This window comes from Bacteroides ovatus (assembly GCF_001314995.1).
Classification (GTDB): domain Bacteria; phylum Bacteroidota; class Bacteroidia; order Bacteroidales; family Bacteroidaceae; genus Bacteroides; species Bacteroides ovatus.
In genome coordinates this window covers 6351297-6372301 of the sequence record NZ_CP012938.1, presented here as the reverse complement: position 1 = coordinate 6372301, position 21005 = coordinate 6351297, and the positions used below count along the sequence as shown (strand labels likewise).

Here is a 21005-nt window from a genome sequence, read left to right as displayed (position 1 = left end):
CATTTAGAAAACCACTACCTTTGTTACAGTGGTTTTCTAAAACGAGAATAAAGCATGAAAAATAATCTGTTAAGCGAAAAGCTTATTTATACAGGAGAAAGTCTTACTCCTACCCATTTACATCTTTGTACTTACAATGCTACCGAGATGCAGGAAAGTTCTAGTGATACTTTTCAAGCCATCAAAGGTACGCTGAACAACGATCAAATCAACTGGCTACAGATACACGGAATGAAAAACACAGAAACTATCCGGGAAATTTGCAGTCATTTCGAAATAGACTTCCTTGTCTTACAAGATATATTGAATGCGGACCATCCGACCAAGATAGAAGAACATGATAAATACATTGTCCTGATCTTAAAGATATTCTATCCGAACGAACATAAAGAAGAAAATGAACTGGATGAACTGCTCCAACAGCAAGTCTGCCTTATCATAGGAAATAATTATGTACTGACTTTCCTCGAAAAAGAAACTGATTTCTTTGATGATGTCAGTTCTGCCTTGCGTAATGATGTTCTGAAGATACGCAGCCGTCAAACAGATTATCTACTTAGCGTACTGCTCAACAGCGTGATGGGAAACTACATTTCAACCATCTCTTCCATCGATGACGCACTCGAAGATTTGGAAGAAGAATTGCTAACCATCACCAGCGGAGACGACATCGGTATCCAGATTCAGGCATTACGACGCCAATATATGCTAATGAAAAAAGCAATCCTCCCCTTAAAAGAACAATATATAAAGCTATTGCGAGCAGAAAATCTGCTCATCCATAAAGTGAACCGCGCCTTTTTCAATGATGTAAACGACCACTTGCAATTTGTATTACAAACCATCGAAATCTGCCGGGAAACCCTTTCTTCATTAGTCGATCTATACATCTCCAACAATGACTTACGAATGAACGATATCATGAAAAGATTAACCATCGTATCCACCATCTTTATCCCTTTGACATTTCTGGTCGGAGTATGGGGAATGAATTACAAATGGATGCCGGAACTGGAATGGCAGTACGGGTATTTATTTGCCTGGATTATAATGGCAATTATCGGTATTATTGTATATTTGTACTTCAGAAAAAAGAAATGGTATTAACAAAAACACATCATCAGTCATGAAATCGATTAAAGAGCTATACAGGATAGGTACAGGACCTTCCAGTAGCCACACTATGGGACCGCGCAAAGCTGCCGAAATGTTTCTGGAACGTCATCCGGATGCTGCATCTTTTAAAGTAACCCTTTACGGCAGTTTAGCTGCTACAGGCAAAGGACACATGACGGATGTAGCCATTATAGATACCTTGCAACCCACCGCCCCGGTAGAAATTGTATGGCAACCCAAAGTCTTTCTACCGTTCCATCCCAACGGAATGACATTTGCAGCTCTGGACAGTAATGATAAAGTGCAGGAAAACTGGACTGTTTACAGTATTGGCGGCGGTACACTAGCAGAAAACAATGATAATCCAACCATTGAAAGCCCTGATGTATACGGTATGGAAAACATGACCGAAATACTCCAATGGTGTGAAGATACCGGAAAAAGTTATTGGGAATACGTAAAGGAATGTGAGGAAGAAGATATATGGGACTACCTGACTGAAGTATGGGCCACCATGAAAGATGCCATTCACCGTGGACTGGAAGCGGAAGGCGTACTGCCCGGTCCACTAAATCTTAGACGAAAAGCCTCCACCTATTATATACGTGCCACCGGATATAAACAATCCCTCCAATCCAGAGGACTCGTCTTCTCTTATGCTTTGGCGGTAAGTGAAGAAAATGCTTCCGGTGGAAAAATAGTAACCGCACCTACCTGTGGTTCTTGTGGAGTTATGCCTGCCGTACTTTATCATCTTCAAAAAAGCCGTGACTTTAGCGATATGCGCATTTTACGTGCGTTAGCCACTGCCGGTTTATTTGGCAACATCGTCAAATTCAACGCATCCATTTCCGGAGCAGAAGTAGGTTGTCAGGGAGAAGTAGGTGTTGCCTGCGCAATGGCTTCGGCTGCCGCCAATCAATTGTTCGGGGGCAGCCCTGCACAAATTGAGTATGCAGCAGAAATGGGCTTGGAACACCATTTGGGAATGACTTGCGACCCGGTATGCGGATTGGTACAAATTCCCTGTATCGAACGAAATGCATACGCCGCCGCACGTGCGCTGGATGCTAATCTTTATTCAGCTTTTACCGATGGCATGCACCGTGTCTCTTTCGACAAAGTAGTGCAAGTGATGAAACAGACCGGACATGACCTACCGTCACTCTATAAAGAAACAAGTGAAGGAGGATTGGCCAAAGATTACAAACAAATGTAATTATAAAAAGCAACGGACCATTCCTTTTATAGAAATAGTCCGTTGTCATTTTTATGATTAAAAGTTATTCAGTTGGCGGCCAATTCGTATCGTCTCCATTACTGATATCTTTTTCATGTATCAATCCGCCATCCTGCGTGAAATAAAGCGAGTAGCGCTGGCTACCTTGTTTCACCTGAATCACAGATTCCATCGGATTCTGTGGAAATGTCAACACATATACATCTGTCACTACCCACGCGTTATATTTAGAATCCATAAAAGCCGTATAAACAGCCGGCACCAACTGATCAATACTGTTCAGTTCATTTTCTGTCATCACCCAGTTGGCATTAGCATCAAACCAGACTTCCAATTCATCATTACTCACCCAACAGTCAGCTACATAATAAGCACCTTTCATCTCCCATTCTATATTCTGGGCAGCCGGATATACCTGTTTCAAGGCCTCCGTAATATTACTGGGAGGAACAAAAGTATCATCATCGTCATTATCACATGCGCCGAAAGAAAAGGCAGCCATAAGCAACACTACTACCCATGCGCTAAACTTAAATCTCCACATAGTTATCTTCTTGTTTAGGTCTATTTACTGCAACTAGTTAATCATCGGTCTTGATAAATTTTCCTTTCTTATCAAATTTGAAAGAAAGCCCGGTAGACAATTCAATCTCATACCCCTTGCGGTCACGTTCCACTTTTGTCACTCCTTCATTCACAAAATTATGCGCTTTCAGGTAGTTGACAGCAAATCCCGGAACAATACTAACAGGAACAGTCTGCCCTTTCTTAGCACTTACCTCTTCCCAGTTTCCCTTACTGTCAAAATCAATTTCCGTACCATCCATCAATACCACTTCATACTTGGTAGATTCCATCATATCCTTATCAATTTTGATATGGGCAACCTGTGGTTTTGTAAAATTACTATTGATAAAATTACGCGCCGGAAGCGGCAACTGATTCATGTCTTTAGTTATCACATCTTTTGCGAATGAAAACTGCACGGCTACCAGAGCCAGTACAAGTAGAGATAGAATTTTCTTCATAATCGTTATTCTTTTAGCGTTAATACTATACTTTATTCTATGCTACAAATAACGATACAGATTCCGGAAAGATTTAGGAATATTATGAGTTTGCTCTTTTTTTATATTCTTTAACCATCCTAAAAAACATAATCATCCTTCCATAATCTTCCATTCCCCAATTGTGCATCGTTCACTATCAAAACTGACAGCTATCTTTATAATCGGGAGCCCACACAAAGCAAAACGTTCGGGATAATTCTTCAAGTTAATCTGTTCCATCGCCCGATCCGCTCCTTTATCCAACTTCAATTCCATCACATACAATGTGGTTTCTGTACGAAGTACCATATCCACTCGTCCACGGGGAGTACGAACTTCTACATCCACATAATACCCCAATAAACTGAATATGATATAAAATATCTGCTGATAATGTCCCTCATATTTCGTATTATCGCACTGAGGTATGGTGGACAAGAACATTTGCAAACGACGCAATGCAGCATCTATATCCCCATTACGGATATCTCGAGAAAGATACGCCACCATAGTATTGGTTTCCGGTGCTTTACTAGCAACATAATATGGGAGAAGACTTTTCATTAAGCCTATTCTTACTTCCTTATTGGGGATATCCAATGTATATAAGTCCAATTCCTCATCATAGTCCTTTATCGTAATATAACCACTTTGATATAACAACGGAATAATGCTTGTCATCCTTTCTGTTGGTGCATCAAAATCCTCTACAGCGGCCTTTTTCTTCCCGATTTCGGAAGGTACTACGCCAAACTTATCCAGCATCTTTATCAGATATGTAGGCGTACCACTGCCAAACCAATAAGAACCAATCTTACCTTTTTCCATAGCTGTAAGCAGACTGAATGGATTGTATATGTCAGGCGACGGGTAAGTAAAGTGATACCCGTCATAATTTTCTTTCAGTTTCATCAAAGCTTCTTCTGGAGTAACCTCCAACTTCTTCGCCAACCCCTCCACATCTTCTTTCATTTGAGAACGTATTTCATCCTCACTAATACCACAGATGGCAGCATAAGGTTCATCCATACTAATATTCTCAATATTATTAAGTTCGCTGAATATACTGAGTTGGGAGAATTTGGTAATGCCAGTCAGAAACACATATCGCAGATAAGGATCACACGCTTTCAATGGACTGTAGAAGTTGCGCATGATGTTGCGCAATACATCAAGATTTTCCCGTTCATGCGCCACATCCAGCAAAGGAGCATCGTATTCGTCGATAAGTACGACCACTTTCTTACCTGTTTGTTGATAAGCACGCTTTATCAACCCCATCAAACGCTGATTGGGATTAATCTCCTCCTCTAACCTTCCATAAATTTCTTCGTAATTGAACAATTTCAAATTCAATTCTTGAAATAACTGTTCCTCATCTACATGTTTGGCGGTACTCATATCGAAATGTAGTACCGGGTACTCCATCCATTCTTTCTCCAGCTTCTCAATAGCCAACCCTCTGAACAGTTCTTTATGACCGGAAAAATAACTGTGTAACGTAGAAGTGAGCAATGACTTTCCAAAACGCCGTGGGCGACTTAAAAACATATAGTCAGACGCCGAATGTGTCATCCGGTAAACATATTCTGTTTTATCAATATAGAGGTAATTTCCCTCCCGTATCTTCGAGAATGTCTGTATCCCGATAGGATATAATCTTTGCAAATTTTCCATATCAATCATATATATATTATATATACATCACAAAGATAACAAGTAAATCCGAAAACAGGTATTATACAAGACATTATTATTTTTTCTTAAACAGACAAAAAGATAGCGTTAACCAACATCTCCCCTAAAAACAATATGCCAACGATCCTCACAGACAGCTGGCATATTTCACATATAGATACATATCAGTTTTTACACCGATATGAGGGCCAAGTTAAAAATATACCGCTGTACGATTTCTAACCTGCAAAATGTAGGGATTTCATGAGTTTATCATGAATCTAGGGACCTACATATTTCTTCATTTCAACATTTATCTTATACCATCCCAATGCATTACTACCACCCACTCTTTCGGTTGGTAAGTTCCGTGAAAACGGTGCGGAATCGTAGCAACCACCAAATCACAATTAGAAGCTAATACGGCTCTTAATTCCTTCAATAACATATCCATCCGAACAATTAAATGAAGATACTTCATCATACACCGTATCACCCGTACATACTGATAAATGCACATATCCTCTCCCCGTCTTATCTCACTCAGTGTACTGGGAGAGATAGCAAATTCGCTGGAAAAGAAACTGTTACTGAAAATACGATCCGTTCCCATTAAAGCCAATACCAAATTGCTTAAAAACTCGTATGGTTTCTGTTTTTCTTTTGCCATGTCATTCTATGATTAATAATTTATAATATTTCAGTTTTTATTACTTTATCAAACATTGTCCACATAGGGAAACAATCAGCGATTCACTGCTAAAATCAACTGTCACTGACACTATTCGCAAAAAAGCATATTGCGTGAGCTTCCTGCATTTTTTCGAGCATATAAATTTTCGTCCCTAAAAAAACAACAAGAGTTTATCGTCTGGATACAAGCAAGTTATAAATCTCATACACCTCTTTTTTCCCCCACCAACGTGCCCTCCTTTCAAAAGGCCAAAAGGACATAAGGACAAAAATCCCCTATGGTACTATAAAAATTCCAATGCCAACGACGAAGCCTATTAGTTGGGAGAGGAATTCCAGAAAGGAGCTCCTTTATTTCCCCGAAATTCGTACAATAATCTTACCTTATTGTCGAATGATTGTGTTACTGAAGACGGAAGCAAACGCGAACAAGATGTCGCTCTTCTTTCCAAGCACAGCCCTTTCACTAAATAATCCTGACAATATAGGTAATTTCGTTCAAGAGTTGCCCAATCATTTCATGACAGACAAAACGATTCAGGTTGGCGCAATACACGATTTCAATATTCGTAAGGTTACACGTCTACAAAATCACTTAACATAATAAAAATCAGCAATATACCTCATGATTCTTATACTAAGATGAATAATAACAGTCATATATGTCCTTTTTGTCCTTTTGTCCTTTTGGAGAACTGGAAAAACATCGGGAGATTTGAAAAAAACATCTCAATAATTGAAATCAAACATTGGGATATTTCGATACAAATCTCCCAATGTTTTTTCTTTATATTTGTGTATCTAAATACATCACTATACGTAAAATCAGGAAATATCAACGATCTTCACAGACAGTTGATATAGTGGGAAATTCACATCGGCTTTAACCTCCGATGTCAGGGCGTAGATTAGAAATGCGCCGTCGCGCTATTTCTAATCCACAATGTAGGAGCTTCATGCTGTAAACAGCATGAAGCTAGGGACCTACATTTTTCTTCATCTCACATACGAAACACTCACGTGTTTATTACATCTCAACATTTTCAACATTTATTATATATACCCAAATTGTTTAAGAAAAATCATCTCAAACACTGACCATCATTATCTCTATACCAATCCTTAATAGCTTCTTCAAATGTATAATGAAACTTATACCCCGAATCAGCCAGTTTCTTTCCACATATATTAGTAGAGATCATTAACTTCTTCACACGAGCCGGACAAATACCTAGTGCCTTTCCCCCTAACGGACCGACAATACTTGCAACTGTCATTAGAAGACTTCCCGGCACCTTGACAATGGTACGTTGTAATCCCGTAGCCTTTTTCATCGTTTCTACTATTTGCTCGATAGTAAAAGCCGGTTCAAATGTACAGTTATATAACTCTACTCCTTCGCTATGATTCTCCAACCGGTAAAGCATAAAGCGAACCAATTCTTTCACATAAATGCAAGCTTTAATCGTATCTTTACGACCCGGATAGAAGAACTTACCACCACGGATCCCCCAATACAAACGGGTAAAGTTACCATTTTCCCCTTTACCGAATACCACACCCGGACGAACAATAGTAAGTTGTCGTTCGTTCGACCTTTTTGCCTGCCAAATCGTATGTATTTTTTCAGCCACTAACTTAGAAATTCCATAAGGCGTGTTCGGTGTGGGAAGCGTATCTTCTGTTTTCAAATCTTCTGCTGCACCATAAGGAGCTATGGAACTGGTAAAAACTATTTTCTTTATTCCGAACTTCTCTGCAAAAGCGCATACATTCTCTGCACCACGAATATTCGTCTCAAAATAAGCCTGATCCGGATGCCCCGGAGTACGATGAACGGCTGCAAAGTTAAAGATGACGTCTTCGGAAGTGGGAGTAAAAGTAAGGTGTTCTATAGACTTGCGGACATCACACTCTACAAATACAGACTGCAATACCTGCTCTTCTTTCAGTGGACTCACATAGTTTTTTACGGTAAGTAATGGAGTACCGGGCTTCACAATATCAAGATTGTATACTTGAGCATCAGGATACTGTTGTTTTATTAAAATTGTAAGATGTGTACCAATAAACCCCGTGCCACCTATTATTATATAATTCATAGTAATTCCTTATATTGTTTTTTTAAATTCAAGATTTCTTTCTCAATGGTGAAATTTTCGACAATCCGTTGATGAGCCGTCTCCGCGAAATCATTTCTTTTTTTATCATCTGACAACAATTCATCTATCGCCTTAGCATATTCTGCAACATTCCTATTGGGGACCTCTAAACCCGTAACTTCATGAAGTGATACCCAATTAACTCCCGAGCCTTCTATCGTATATGTTACAGGAACAGCATTACAATACATTGCTTCTGCTAATGTCAAGCCAAAACCTTCTGCTTTTGTATAAGAAGGAAATGCAAAAATGTCAGCTGCATGATAATAACATTTCTTCTCCTGATCGGATAGTCTACCCACAAATTCAACCCTATTTGATTTACAAATAGCTTTCATTTCATCAGTTATTGGTCCCACTCCTCCTATAAAAATATAGCAATCATTCTTTATCAGCTGTTCAGCCTCAATCAAATCCTGAATTCCTTTATGAAGAACATGCCTGCCAATAAAGAAAACAATTTTTCGCCCTTTCGCTTTATCTTTTATTCTTTGTATGATTTCTATATCTCCAGTATTTACATTTAACTTTTGAATATCTATAGCACTTGGAAGAATAGTTGTTTTATTTCTAAATGGGAATAAAGTTTTGGACGAATCGCGATAATTAGGTGATGTAGGTGCAATCAGATCCGCTCTTTTTAGCAATATTGTTTCAAAAGGCTTAATAAAAGGATATATCTTCTTTTGCTTTGTTATATCAAGATGCCATTGTACATATAATTTCGTGGTTCTTGGTATAATGGGAAGAAGAAGTGCTGTTACAAAAGGATTAGGATAATGAAAATGAATCACATCCGGCTTCCACGTTTTAATAACCTTATATAAATGGCCCCAATATGAAAAAGACAAATCTTGCCTAGCTACACTAAGAAAAACTCCCGGTTTTATTATTTGAATCCCATTGGTTTCTTGAACTTTTGTTTCTTTATCCTCACTGAAACAAATAACTTTTACTTCATATTCATCTTTCAAACCTTCAGATAAGTACTGGCATGTTTGTTCTATACCACCTATATGCGGTGTATAGTAATTTGATATTTGTAGAACTCTTTTCTTCATTAAGAAAACTTTAATATGACAAGACGAGATTTACGAGATCCAATAACGTTTTTCCTTCACTAGTCCCTATTTTTAATGATTTCTGTACCCCGGCATTCTGACCGGCTTCTATATCACTATCACTATCACCTATCATATAGGATTGTGACAAATTTATATTAAAGTCTTTAGCTGCCTGTAAAAATAGTCCCGGCTTCGGTTTCCTACAATTACAGTCACACTTATATTCAGGTCGTTCACCTTCAAACCCCTTGTCCGTGTGATGAGGACATACATATATTGCATCAACAAAAGCCCCCTTTTTCCCAAGTTCCGTTTCCATTTTGTCATGAATAGTCTGCAATTCTTCAAAAGTACAATCACCACGAGCAATCACAGGCTGATTAGTTACAACAATAGCCAGATAGCCTGATTTATTTATTAATTTAATTGCATCCGTCACATCCTGTATCAGTTCAAACTGCTCCGGATTGGTAACAAACCCTGCCAATTTATTTATCGTTCCATCTCTATCAAGAAATATAGCTTTCTGCTTATTTTTGAGATTTCTTGCATATACCAACCCTTTCAACATATCAGTTTCAGCCTCATGAAAACGATCAGGAGTACCCATATCTTTAACATATTCAGGGGTATCATAAGCATATATTCTACCACTTTTGATATTAGGTTTCAGCACATCACGATCTAAATCTATCTTGTTGGGATTCTCAGGGTGACGAGGAGTAAAATTCTTCATTGTTTCTTTTAGAAGTTCAGGAGAAACAATTTCGACTCCAGCATTCACTCTGTTCTTATAGTATAATCTCTCATCCTCTTTATTCATCCAGCGGATTACTTTATGAGTATCTTCCGGCATACCTCCCACCTCCTTTGGCGACATAATCTCTGTCACCAACAAAGAACTATCATAAGGATGCCCGTTAGGATGAGATATTAAACTAGCCCATGCCTTATGTGCCTTGTGAAATGCAATAAAACGGTTGAAATTCACATCTATTATAACATCGCCACAAAGCAATAAGAAATCGTCTGTCAATTGTGGCATCATAAACAATGCTCCAGCGGTCCCCAGTGGATGTTCTTCTACAAAATACTCTATATTTACTCCCCATTTTGCCCCATCTCCAAAATATTCCTGAATAACTTCTCCCAAGTGACCTATAACAAGAATAATATCGGTGAGTCCACAAACTTTAAGATTCTCTATCTGATGTTCAAGGATAGGTTTACCACATATTTTAATCATGGGTTTAGGTATATCAGCCGCAACTGTTGCAATACGGGTACCTTTTCCACCAGCCATTATTACTACCTTCATATATTTAATTCTAAAAATTATTCTTTTCCAAAAAACGTATCTTCCAGCATCAGACAGAGGCAATGATAAACAGGCAAATGTAATTCCTGTATCTTATAGGTTTCTGTCTCCGGAACTTGAATACAGGTATCAGATATCTCTGATAATTTACTATCTTTCTCACCCGTCAGTCCAATTACTTTCATCCCTTTAGCTTTTGCAACAGTCGCTGCATACAGTATATTTCTACTATTCCCGGAAGTAGAAATACCAAGAAACACATCACTTTTCCTTCCATATCCATTTACTTGCTGTGCAAAACAAAGTAAAGGTTCACAGTCGTTCAGATATGCAGTAGTTAGAGCTAAATGACCATCTAAAGCAATAGCAGGGAGCGCACCCTGTAGATTCTCACTCAACACTCTCCCCAGCTCTTTATTAACAGTAATCAATGCATCCGAATACTCCGCTTCCAATTTTCTAGGATTAACAAAGCCCTTCATCAATTCCCCAACGATATGTTCCGCATCAGCAGCAGAGCCACCATTTCCTGCCACTAAAAGTTTTCCATCATTAGTATAAGACTCCTCAAGGATTTGATACGCTTCAACAATACAATCCTTAGCAACAATCAATTGAGGGTATCTCAAAATAAGAAGGTCTATGTATTGGTATAGTCTTGTTTCTAAAATTTTCATCGGTTATACTATAAATTATTCATCGAATGCACGTTATCTGTAGAATAAATTTTCCAGCCGTGAGCACCTCCGTCACTAAACTGGAACGGCATAACAAAGCCACTCATTTTTTTAAGAGCCTCAATAACCTCTTTCTTACGAGTCGGCTCAACAATAAACATTATAAATCCGCCACCGCCAGCACCAGATATTTTACCTGCTTTTGCACCAGCTTCCATAGCCACATCCATTACTTCTTGGATTACAGGATTCGTTATATGAGATGCCATTTTCTTTTTATTCTCCCAGCCCTCACGAAGTATATCTGCAAAACTATCTATATCGCCTTTTAAAAGAGCAAGTTTCATATCCCTCGCACTCTGCTTTATTCTATGCATAGCTTCTATTGCGGCACTATTACCTTGCGAAGTATTTTTCTTCTGCTCATCAATTATAGCGGCACTACTACGAGAAGCACCAGTAAAATAAAGAATCATAGAAGCTTCAAGTTCATCTATTATCCACCGTTTTATTTTCAAAGGGTTAACAATAACCAGATCATTCTGAAGAAACTCCATATAGTTAAACCCTCCAAATGCAGCAGCATACTGATCCTGCCTACCTCCAGATAACCCTAAATCTTTACGCTCAATTTCATACGCAAGACGAGACAACTCATAATCCCCAAGAGGTAAGCTAAACCATTCCACAAATGCCTTCAACACACATACGACCATTGTTGACGACGTGCCAAGACCCGAACCTGCCGGCGCATCGTTATAGGTTGTAATTTTGAAAGACTTCGCATCAAGACCGTAATCTCTCATTATTCTATTATAAACACCTTTGACAAGACTCGCTTCACCATCAATATCCAAACATTTTGCTAATGGATAGATTTTATGGCAACACACATCATATGAATTGATTACGATTTTGTTGTCATTCGTTTCTTCTATGGTACAATATGCATAGAGATTAATAGTTGCATTCAATATCAGCCCTCCATAAATATCACTATATGGTGAAACATCCGAACCGCCACCAGCTAAACCTAAACGTAATGGAGCTTTACTTCTTATTTTCATTTTAGAATATGTTTTGTTATGGTCATTTTACAAATACAAAATTCTGTAAGTCCTTACAATAAAATTCCTTCATAAACATTTAATAACACTTTAATATGCTCCTCCATTGAATATTTTTGTGAAGTAGATATATCTAAAATATTATTTTGAAGTTTAATTATATCAGTTTGCTCATATTTACAAATACACTCTTTCAATGATTCTAAATTTCCACTCTCAAATATGTAACCAGTCTTTCCTTCCTCTATTTGTTCACTAGCTGCACACCTATCTGGGACAATACATGGAATACCATAAGATTTCATTTCTGCAACAACCAAGCCAAAAGTTTCATACCATCTAGACGTAAAAATAAAAGCCTTAGCACTTTGATAATAATATTTTTTATCTTCACCTGATACCCAACCCGCAAATTCTATAGTAGGATATTTCTGTCGATAGCTCTCTAGTAGATAGCCATCACCTAACACACAACCTTTCAATCCTAACTGAGATATAGCATCACAAAATAAATCTAATCCTTTTTCTAAGGAAAGACGAGCAATAAATAAATATGTTTCATTTTTTTCTATTGATACATATTCAGTTGTAAATTTTGTCTCTATTGGATTATTTATTCGAATATTACTAACTTTCTCATGCCAATCACTTTCATTAAAAATTCGAGAAGATAAATCTGATATAGAAATACATGTTAAATTATTCATCTTTCGAACTACTCTATTTTGAATGAACTGCCTTATACACCTCCAAACTTTTTGCGAATAACTTCTTGCATCACAATTACATACTAGACAAGATAAACTTAAAGGATTAAGAGAACAAATCTTTTGCTTCTGATAATTAAAAAAACCACCATTAGGACAATATAGAAAAAAATCATGTAGTGTTAGAACTGAATGAAACCCCATCTTATTGGTAGCATATAAAACAGAGGGAGATAAAGACTTACTCCATGAGTGAAAATGGATAATCGTTTCTTTATTATTTAGTGCACTCAATAAATTTAAAAATAGATTATATGCTTTCTTATTCCATAAACCTTGACAAAAAGCATACAGTCTATTCTTTTCGTGTAAAATATCAGATATACCCAAGCAGACAACCTCTATCCCAAGTTCTACAAGCCCGACATCTATAGGACCTACTCCAGAAAATAATATAACTCGATATCCTTTTTTTTTTAAAGCTTTTGCCGTTGATAACGCAACCCAACCTGCGCCTCCATTGACGTAAGCATAATCGTTAACTATCACTACTGTGCCTAACATACTATTATTTTTTATAAATATTTAGTTTACCAATAGATTTCTGACAAATCATAGAAGACATTTTCTCTGCTGGATCAAACTCAATGAAACGTAATTCCTGATTTACATACAATCCTTTACTTTTTAAATCTTTAGATATACAAGAGTTTGCACCAATAATTATAGAATCTGCAATTTTAACCCCGCAGCATATAATACATCTTGAACTGATATTTACATTATTTCCAATAGAAACACTACCATCAATTCGGTGTCTCCCCTTTCCTGAGTCTTCCAAATAGAACGAATGAGTCCAAACTTGAGTTCCAACTCCAGCAAAAAGAGTATTATCTCCTATTTTTATATTGTCAGTAACATCAAAAAGATGAGCGACTTGAATAGAAGCATATTTTCCTAATACAAAAGTAACATCATGAAAAGAGTAACCTGAAGAAGTAATTTTATTTTGCATATAAATCATTGATTCTTCTCTCAATTCCAAACTAAAATTACCTCTAATAAAGTTTAAATTTCCGATCATTGCACTCTCGGACATTTTAAGGCAAGGACATTTAATGAAATTAAAATGTCCAATCTTACAACCATCTAATAAAGATATATCTTTTACTAGCACAATTGAGAACCCTATTTTTATTCTTTTTTTGAAGGTTTTAAAAAAGAAAAAATTAAGAATAAATGAAGGCAACAGAAAAAACATCACAGATCTTATAAATAGTTTCATTTCAGCTGTAATTTTTTATGTAAATAGTAATAGAAAAAAGAAAAGAAAACAACTCCATATAAAGTATAATGCCCCCCTCTAACTCCCATACTTATAAAAAGAAAGATCATACATTTACTCATTACATTTGCAGGGTTATAAAATTTAATGAGAAAAACAAAAAACAAGAATAGTCCTAAGTAGCCAAATTCTGAATAAATTCTAATCAACAAAGAATAAGCATCAGTTTTATTAGAACCATACTTTGGATCGTCTGATTGATATACACGTTCATAATTTAGTTCATGACTGCCCAATCCCGTACCTGTCATCCGCATAGGTGCTTGAGAAGCAACCCACAAATTAGATAAAATAGAATAAGAGCTTAAATTTAGCATTTCAAAATCATTAGGAGAAAAATTATCAGCTTTTGGAATCGTTTGAATAAATTTTGTTTTCATTACTAAAAATAGATCATTTCCATTATCCGACAACACCTGTGTAGAAGTTATAAACGAATAAAACACAAAAACAACTATACCCATAAGTAAATAACGTATAGATTTAAAAGATGTATAACACCAAGTTACAAATATCAAGAGAAAAGCAGTATAAGCAATAGTTGTAAATGTTAATAACTCAACGACTAATACAATAAGAGAGAGACGAATATGAGTCAAAAAAAAATTCCGAGAAAAAACAATATACGCCACTGCTGGTATTAAGAATGTCCCCAAATTCCCTGCCTCTTGAAAAATCGAATGAATACGCATAACTCTCCCATCTGGAACAAATGCATTCGGAAATATATCTATACCAATAAACAAACATATAATGAATTGAATGATTCCCAAGACAGAGACATAGTAAGAGATACGTATATATTTATTCCATAAAGCATCTAAATTGGTGCGATTCAATATAAAAAATTGTCGATATATAAACACACAGAAAAAAAGAAGAGTATACTGTTGAATAAACTTTGCTAGAGAATATCCATTGAATAATAATAGAGGTATTGTATATGAACCCAAAAGAAAGAAAAAAACAATAATTCCCTTACAATTGTATATTTGCCCCTTTTTGAACGTTAGTAATAAGAAAAAAAAGAGAATCAGCATTATAACCTCTCCATATTTTCCACATACTATACCACATAATATCAGCCATTGACTGAAAGAAACAAAATTTATTCTCATAAAATGATATTACATTCTATACTTATCATATCTTAATCCATTGTTCTGGCAAAATATCCGGTGTTACTATTTTATTAAACCAACGTTTGGGTGCTATTACTATTTTATCTGAATTTTCATTTAGCCATGCTCCCCACCAACTATACGTACTATTAGCTATAACATTATGTTTTGCGCAAGACATCAATTGCATATCTAAATAATTTTGTTTTCCAGAAGTTGGATTCCAATCACATAATGTATAGTCTAAATCAGTAAAATTCTCAATTACCCAGTCTTTATTATCAGTAAACACATAAAAAACTGGATTTTGAACATGCATACGTATATAGTCTATAGCCAATCTATAATAATCTATCGTACAAGTATTTTTCCATATTCTATTTTGTTGATAATCTGCTCCTTTCCGCACATGAATAGCGACAGAATTTTCAGACAGCATTTGTTGAGCAGTTTTCACATTCTTATCATCCACAAAACTTCTATATTGAAAACATTTTTGTATTTCTTGTCGCACATCCATAAAATATTTTTCCGATTGCCACAAACCTATTAAACACAAATCTTGATTTGTTTCTAACTTAGTAAAGAGTTTATCATCATATTTAAATCGATAGTTTACATAATATCTCCCCCCAAATAAATTAGAACAGTGTATTACAATCTTATCTAAAAACGTTTTTTTAGAAGCTCTTTTAAATTGCAAAGACTCACGATATTGAATATTTGGAAAAACATCCATCAAAGTCGTTGTTTCAAAAGACCATTCAGGTACATAGCTCTTTTCATCAAAATAGACATCAATACCTTTTACTTCTAATGCTTTATATAAAGCATAATGAAACATTCTATTTGCCAATCCCGCATTTGAATATACAACTATCATATTATTTCAATTTTGAATTAAACATATCTATTGCCGCCCCCATTGCAGCATCCATATTATAATATTCCCATTCAGCAAATCGCCCTAACAAATAAAGTCCTTGCTTCTCTAAAATATTCTTCAAGTTTAGTATCATCTCTCTGGTTAAAGTATCTTGAATAGGATAAGTATATTTTGTATAAGTATGAGTAAGATACCGTGGAGAAAAAGGAATTTTTTCTAGATTTTTTAAAATATCTTCCTTAGAAATATGATCTGTAAATTCTACAACACCAGTCAATACCCCAGGTGTATTATTTGCTTCTGAAAAGTTTCCTGTACATATAATACGATGTGCCTGATACTCTCTTGATGGTAAATAAATCCAGCTATATGGATTTTTCTCTATTTCACAGAAAACTGATGTTGTCCCATGATATTCCAACTTCTCAATCATAGATTCAAAACTTGAAATATCCACTACATTATTAAGAAGTACAGGTAAATCTTTTATATTACCACAAAATATGACCTGATCAAAACAATCATTATTAACCAACCAACATTCATTTCTTTTCTCTAGACTAACCACTTGTGTATTATATCGTATATCCAATTCTTCCGCCAACTTATTAGCCAAAAATTGGGATCCGCCATATCGAGGATAGAAAAAAGTACTATGGACAAAATTCTTCTCTTCTAAATGAATAAAATTATTATATAATATTTCTTTTAAAGTTGGCATGGGGAGTTTACCTTCCAACCAAGACAAAGGAACCGTTGTTAAGTCTCTTTTCCATATTTTCTCATTATAGGGTTGAAAATACTCTCTATAAAGCATTGCTCCAAAACGAAAATATAAAAATTCTGCAAAATTGGTAGGTTCACCTTTTGTATCCCCATTTTTAATCATCCCCTGCAAATTATCGATAAATTCGTCTAACAAAACTGGTGTAAATTGATAAGCATGATTTTCTACTGGATAATTAATTAATCTACGATCCGGCATAGAAACAACGGAATTCCGATCTGCTTTTGAGAAATCCTTTTCTTTATCAAAGATACTCTCAAACCATTCCAATACATCTTTCCGCTTGGTATTAAATACATGTCCCCCCACTTTATGATACAAACATCCATTTATATTATCACACTTGATCAAACCACCAGGTTTATCCTCTTTTTCAATAACAGTTACTTTGTTTCCACCATCAACTAATAGACGTGCAATAGATAAACCCGAGACTCCAGCCCCAATAACTACAATTTTTTTCATCTTACATTAAATCTTGAATATATTTTTCCAATTGATCCACAGCATATTCCGTTCGACAATTTTGCATAGCATAAGCTCTACCTTGACGTGAGTATTCTTTATATAGTTCAGTATTATTTAATAAAAGATCTATACTTTTATGCATCTGAGATATTGATTCAACAATAATGCCTCCTGGCAACAATCTTGTATTTCCAACATTGGTACTCACAAATGGAACTCCTTTTGCCATTGCCTCAATAATCGAAATAGAAAATTCTTCAAAAAGACTTCCTACCAAATATAAAGTTGCATTTGACAATATATCCGGAATATCTTCTCGAGCAACTTCAGATAAAAAGAACACATCTTTTTTACCATAAATCTTTTCTAATTCTAAATTATAAGCTATTAATTCTGTGAGATATTCTAAAGACCCCTTCCCTATAAATATAATTGAGATATCATCATTTACAGATTTATAGAATTCTAGTAAAATTCCTTTTTGATTTTTATAAGGAAAATAATTTGCAATGCTCAGACAATAACGTTTATTAGCTAGCTGGACATATTTAAAAAGCGGATTCTCACGGTTGAAATTCCTAAAAAAAACATCATCCGCTGCATTCCTTAAGATTTTTACCCTTTTAGCATATTTTTCCAAAGTCTTTTTACTACTATCAACTTCTGATAGACAAAGACATAAATCATATAAAGACAGATATTTTCTCAAATAGACAAAATAAAATAAGCGATATTTAAAAGCTTTCAATATCCTGCCTAAAGAATCTAATAATTTGTTTCTTTCAAATTTTAATGGATATTGAAAAAGGCCACCAAAACCATGAACGTGCAGTATTTTAATAACATCTTTCAAATCTACTAAAATAGGATATAGACATCGAGAGGTCAATGCCTCCGGACATTCATTTACAAGTATATCTACATTAGCCTGTTGAATATAATTTTTAAACTCTGTAATTTCCCCTGATATAAATTTCAGTCTAGTAGTATGTATTTCAAATCTCACAATATCAACGCCATTAAAAGATTCTCTAGCAAGTAATGAACCATATTTAATAGTTACCACTGTTACTTTATACCCTTTTTGTGCTAATCCTTCACAAAGATATCGACTTACAGCTGGCACTCCCCCAGTTCTTGGATAATAGTCATCTGTTGTTAGAAGAAGATGTTTCATTATTTATCATTCAATTTCATTTAACTTTAAATCTCTACTTATATCCAACAAGTTCATTCAATAGATGTATCCATTGCAAACCTATATTTTCAATACTAAATTTTCGACTACTCTCTAAAGCTTGAACTGCGTATTTATCTTGATTTTTCCCTTGCATAAATTCAATCATCTTTGTTGCATATAAAATTTCGTCTTTTGCCGGAATAATAAAACCGTTATAATCACTCTCTATGATATCGTGCAAAGAACTAAAAGTATTAAAAACAAAAGGAACACAAGCATTTTGTAAGGCTTCGGTCAAGGTCATTCCAAATCCTTCAAAATTAGAAGTCATCATAAATATCTTCGACTCTTGATATAACTTTTGAGGATTCTTACTCCTCCCTACATAACAAACATTTTTCAACTCAAGCTGGCTCATATAATCCAAAATCAACTTCTCATCTCTCCCGTAACCAGCCAATACTAACTTCCAATCAAATATTTGATAATCCTCAATACGTTTCCATATACGCAATGCAGAACAAATATTTTTATGACTTTCTTGCAACCTAGAAATAATTAAAACCTGCTTTTTTTTCTGTGAAATAACATTTATATCCAAACTCTCATCAAAGGATAGAGGATTAGAAATAGAAATCAATTTATGAGTATCAGTCACTCCATAAAGATTTATAAAATCGTTCATGAAGTTTTGGGATAAAAGCACAAAACGATCGCATAATTCGTAATTTTTTTTCCTCACATAAACATCAGGCGTATAACCTGTAAAAAGCTTATAAACAACATTTTTCAGTTTTCCTTTTATGGTCAGTTTGTTATATTTAAAATAGTCAGGAGATAAATGAAAACAATTAATAATTTTACAACTACCAATATTTATCAATTCCCTATATATCATTTCTAAACGCCAATGATACTGATCTTGATTAATAACTACGTCAATCTCATTCTTTTCAACAAAAGAAAGAACCTCGATTTTAAATTCTTTGCAACCCTGCCGTTTTAAATCTACTTTCAGCTTATATTGCTTTTCGATTTTAGGATAATCATTTTGATAATAAATAAAATAACAACCAATACCCCTTTTCGTAAGATATTTAGACAAGCAATAAGTAACTCGTTCTATTCCTCCTAACGAGGGATCCAACGATTCTTCAACAAAAAGTACATTCATAGGATAAAATCATTTTTTATCAAAAAACACATTGATCACAAAACAGACATTTAACAACATAAATTATTTGCAAAACATTTTCATCATTCTTTCAATCATAAACAATCACTTATTCCCTCCTAACTGCAATGATTTTTCCAAGTAAGATTTTGATTGATTACGGAGCAGTTCCAGTGTGCTATAAACTTGTTTATAGTCTATAGGGCGCAATTCACCTATAGCTTGATAATCTTCAATGATTCTTCCACATAATCCTAATAAGCTTAATATAGAATCAGTCCGCTCACGTCCTCGTTGAGGAGGAATACAAATAAATTGTTTTTTATATAATATCGAAAAAGCAGTACCATGAAAAGAATTAGTAATAACAAAAGAAGCTTTACTGAAATAACCTAGAAATTCTTGCGGACCGCCACTATAGTACTGTATTGCCGATTTTGGTATATTTTTATGAGGAGAGAATAAGAAACATATCATTTTCTTATTCAAACGCCGAGATATATCCTGTGCCTTTTCAAAAAAGTGAGGAGTCTCACCAAAAGAATAAGTCATTACATAATCTGATTCTATCGGAAGCCTTTCTATTTTTTTCCATTGAACATCTTCCAATAAAAAAATAGGATCAAGGACTAACTGGTTAGTTACCCCCTTCAAATTCATAAAATCAGATAACCCCTTTTCTCGAACTGATATATGATCGAAATTAGTCAACAAACTACAAAAACAATGAACTTTGTCGCTTTCTACACTATTATCTCCAGTACTAGCTGCATATGAAATTCTATTAATACTCTTTTTAATACCCTCGGCAAAATATAAAGGGATATACCCTCCCGTTAACTTTTCATTCCATATTTGATCACTACCACAAATAATTGTGTCCAAGCCCAGCTGATTAATCTGTTCTATAGATTCAATATAATCTGTTTTCCTCAGTATATTATTTAAAAAGTCTTCAAAACGAGTCCATTTGACCATTCGACAAAAATTTCTATGAGTACGATAATTCTTCGCAGCTTTCAAAAATGAAAACAACAAATTATTATTAGATCTATAATATTTTACAAACTGCCTAAATGTAAACTTTCGATGATTGTCATAAATAAAAGGTAATCGATAATCAATAATTACAGCATCGTATCCATTATTATTCAACCACGTACTAAGTGCGTAAGCTTGTAACATAGCCCCATAGTTATGAGCATAATGAAATGTCAAGATTCCTATCTTCATAATAATACTTCTTTTTCAGAAATATGAAATTTTATATAATT

19 protein-coding genes are annotated in these 21005 nt (G+C 35.0%); 2 read left to right on the top strand and 17 right to left on the bottom strand.

Translation table 11 applies throughout. The features are described 5' to 3' along the window. The first annotated feature begins 54 nt into the window (after window positions 1–54). Window positions 55–1107, top strand: a complete 1053-nt coding sequence (gene corA / locus Bovatus_RS24110; protein ID WP_004302250.1) for a magnesium/cobalt transporter CorA — start codon at window positions 55–57, stop codon at window positions 1105–1107. Between the two features lie 19 nt (window positions 1108–1126). Further along, window positions 1127–2335 carry an L-serine ammonia-lyase gene (locus Bovatus_RS24105; RefSeq protein WP_004302249.1) on the top strand — a complete coding sequence of 403 codons (1209 nt, stop codon included), beginning with the start codon at window positions 1127–1129 and terminating at the stop codon, window positions 2333–2335. A gap of 64 nt (window positions 2336–2399) precedes the next feature. Here Bovatus_RS24105 and Bovatus_RS24100 read toward each other — a convergent pair whose 3' ends face one another. The 17 genes from Bovatus_RS24100 to Bovatus_RS24015 form a co-directional block, all read right to left on the bottom strand. Then, a complete protein-coding gene (locus Bovatus_RS24100; protein ID WP_004302248.1) occupies window positions 2400–2900 on the bottom strand; it encodes a PepSY-like domain-containing protein in 501 nt (166 codons plus the stop codon). Window positions 2901–2937: 37 nt separating this feature from the next. Beyond that, window positions 2938–3384: a PepSY-like domain-containing protein gene (locus tag Bovatus_RS24095; RefSeq protein WP_004302247.1), complete on the bottom strand. Its 447-nt coding sequence runs from the start codon at window positions 3382–3384 to the stop codon at window positions 2938–2940. A 132-nt stretch (window positions 3385–3516) separates the two neighbouring features. Continuing rightward, complete coding sequence (locus tag Bovatus_RS24090) at window positions 3517–5091, bottom strand: ATP-binding protein (protein WP_004302246.1); 1575 nt, start codon at window positions 5089–5091, stop codon at window positions 3517–3519. Window positions 5092–5395: 304 nt separating this feature from the next. Continuing rightward, on the bottom strand, window positions 5396–5752 hold the full coding sequence (locus tag Bovatus_RS24085) for a hypothetical protein (RefSeq protein WP_004302245.1): 357 nt from the start codon (window positions 5750–5752) through the stop codon (window positions 5396–5398). Window positions 5753–6857: 1105 nt separating this feature from the next. Continuing rightward, entirely contained in the window at window positions 6858–7877 is a 1020-nt protein-coding gene (locus Bovatus_RS24075) for an NAD-dependent epimerase/dehydratase family protein (protein WP_004302241.1), read from the bottom strand. Then, window positions 7874–8998, bottom strand: a complete 1125-nt coding sequence (locus Bovatus_RS24070) for a glycosyltransferase family 4 protein (RefSeq protein WP_004302240.1) — start codon at window positions 8996–8998, stop codon at window positions 7874–7876. Before Bovatus_RS24070 ends, Bovatus_RS24075 begins: the two co-directional genes overlap by 4 nt. 10 nt (window positions 8999–9008) lie before the next feature. Further along, entirely contained in the window at window positions 9009–10319 is a 1311-nt protein-coding gene (locus Bovatus_RS24065) for an HAD-IIIA family hydrolase (protein ID WP_004302239.1), read from the bottom strand. A 17-nt stretch (window positions 10320–10336) separates the two neighbouring features. Continuing rightward, complete coding sequence (locus tag Bovatus_RS24060) at window positions 10337–10996, bottom strand: D-sedoheptulose-7-phosphate isomerase (protein ID WP_004302238.1); 660 nt, start codon at window positions 10994–10996, stop codon at window positions 10337–10339. Window positions 10997–11004: 8 nt separating this feature from the next. Continuing rightward, window positions 11005–12063 (bottom strand): GHMP family kinase ATP-binding protein, encoded by a 1059-nt coding sequence (locus Bovatus_RS24055; protein WP_004302237.1) that lies wholly within the window; start codon window positions 12061–12063, stop codon window positions 11005–11007. A gap of 53 nt (window positions 12064–12116) precedes the next feature. Next, window positions 12117–13334, bottom strand: a complete 1218-nt coding sequence (locus Bovatus_RS24050) for a glycosyltransferase (RefSeq protein WP_004302236.1) — start codon at window positions 13332–13334, stop codon at window positions 12117–12119. Window positions 13335–13338: 4 nt separating this feature from the next. Beyond that, a complete protein-coding gene (locus Bovatus_RS24045; RefSeq protein WP_004302235.1) occupies window positions 13339–14055 on the bottom strand; it encodes an acyltransferase in 717 nt (238 codons plus the stop codon). Further along, window positions 14052–15233, bottom strand: coding sequence for a hypothetical protein (locus Bovatus_RS24040; protein WP_004302234.1), 1182 nt, complete (start codon window positions 15231–15233; stop codon window positions 14052–14054). The genes Bovatus_RS24045 and Bovatus_RS24040 overlap by 4 nt, the downstream gene beginning before the upstream one ends. 25 nt (window positions 15234–15258) lie before the next feature. Next, the gene (locus Bovatus_RS24035) at window positions 15259–16119 is read right to left on the bottom strand and encodes an alpha-1,2-fucosyltransferase (protein ID WP_004302233.1); all 861 of its coding nucleotides are present in this window, start codon (window positions 16117–16119) and stop codon (window positions 15259–15261) included. A gap of 1 nt (window position 16120) precedes the next feature. Next, window positions 16121–17374 carry a protoporphyrinogen/coproporphyrinogen oxidase gene (locus Bovatus_RS24030; RefSeq protein ID WP_004302232.1) on the bottom strand — a complete coding sequence of 418 codons (1254 nt, stop codon included), beginning with the start codon at window positions 17372–17374 and terminating at the stop codon, window positions 16121–16123. A gap of 1 nt (window position 17375) precedes the next feature. After that, complete coding sequence (locus Bovatus_RS24025; RefSeq protein ID WP_004302231.1) at window positions 17376–18554, bottom strand: glycosyltransferase family 4 protein; 1179 nt, start codon at window positions 18552–18554, stop codon at window positions 17376–17378. A 34-nt stretch (window positions 18555–18588) separates the two neighbouring features. Next, window positions 18589–19731 carry a glycosyltransferase gene (locus Bovatus_RS24020; protein WP_004302230.1) on the bottom strand — a complete coding sequence of 381 codons (1143 nt, stop codon included), beginning with the start codon at window positions 19729–19731 and terminating at the stop codon, window positions 18589–18591. Between the two features lie 105 nt (window positions 19732–19836). Beyond that, window positions 19837–20964, bottom strand: coding sequence for a polysaccharide pyruvyl transferase family protein (locus Bovatus_RS24015; RefSeq protein WP_004302229.1), 1128 nt, complete (start codon window positions 20962–20964; stop codon window positions 19837–19839). Window positions 20965–21005: the final 41 nt, after the last annotated feature.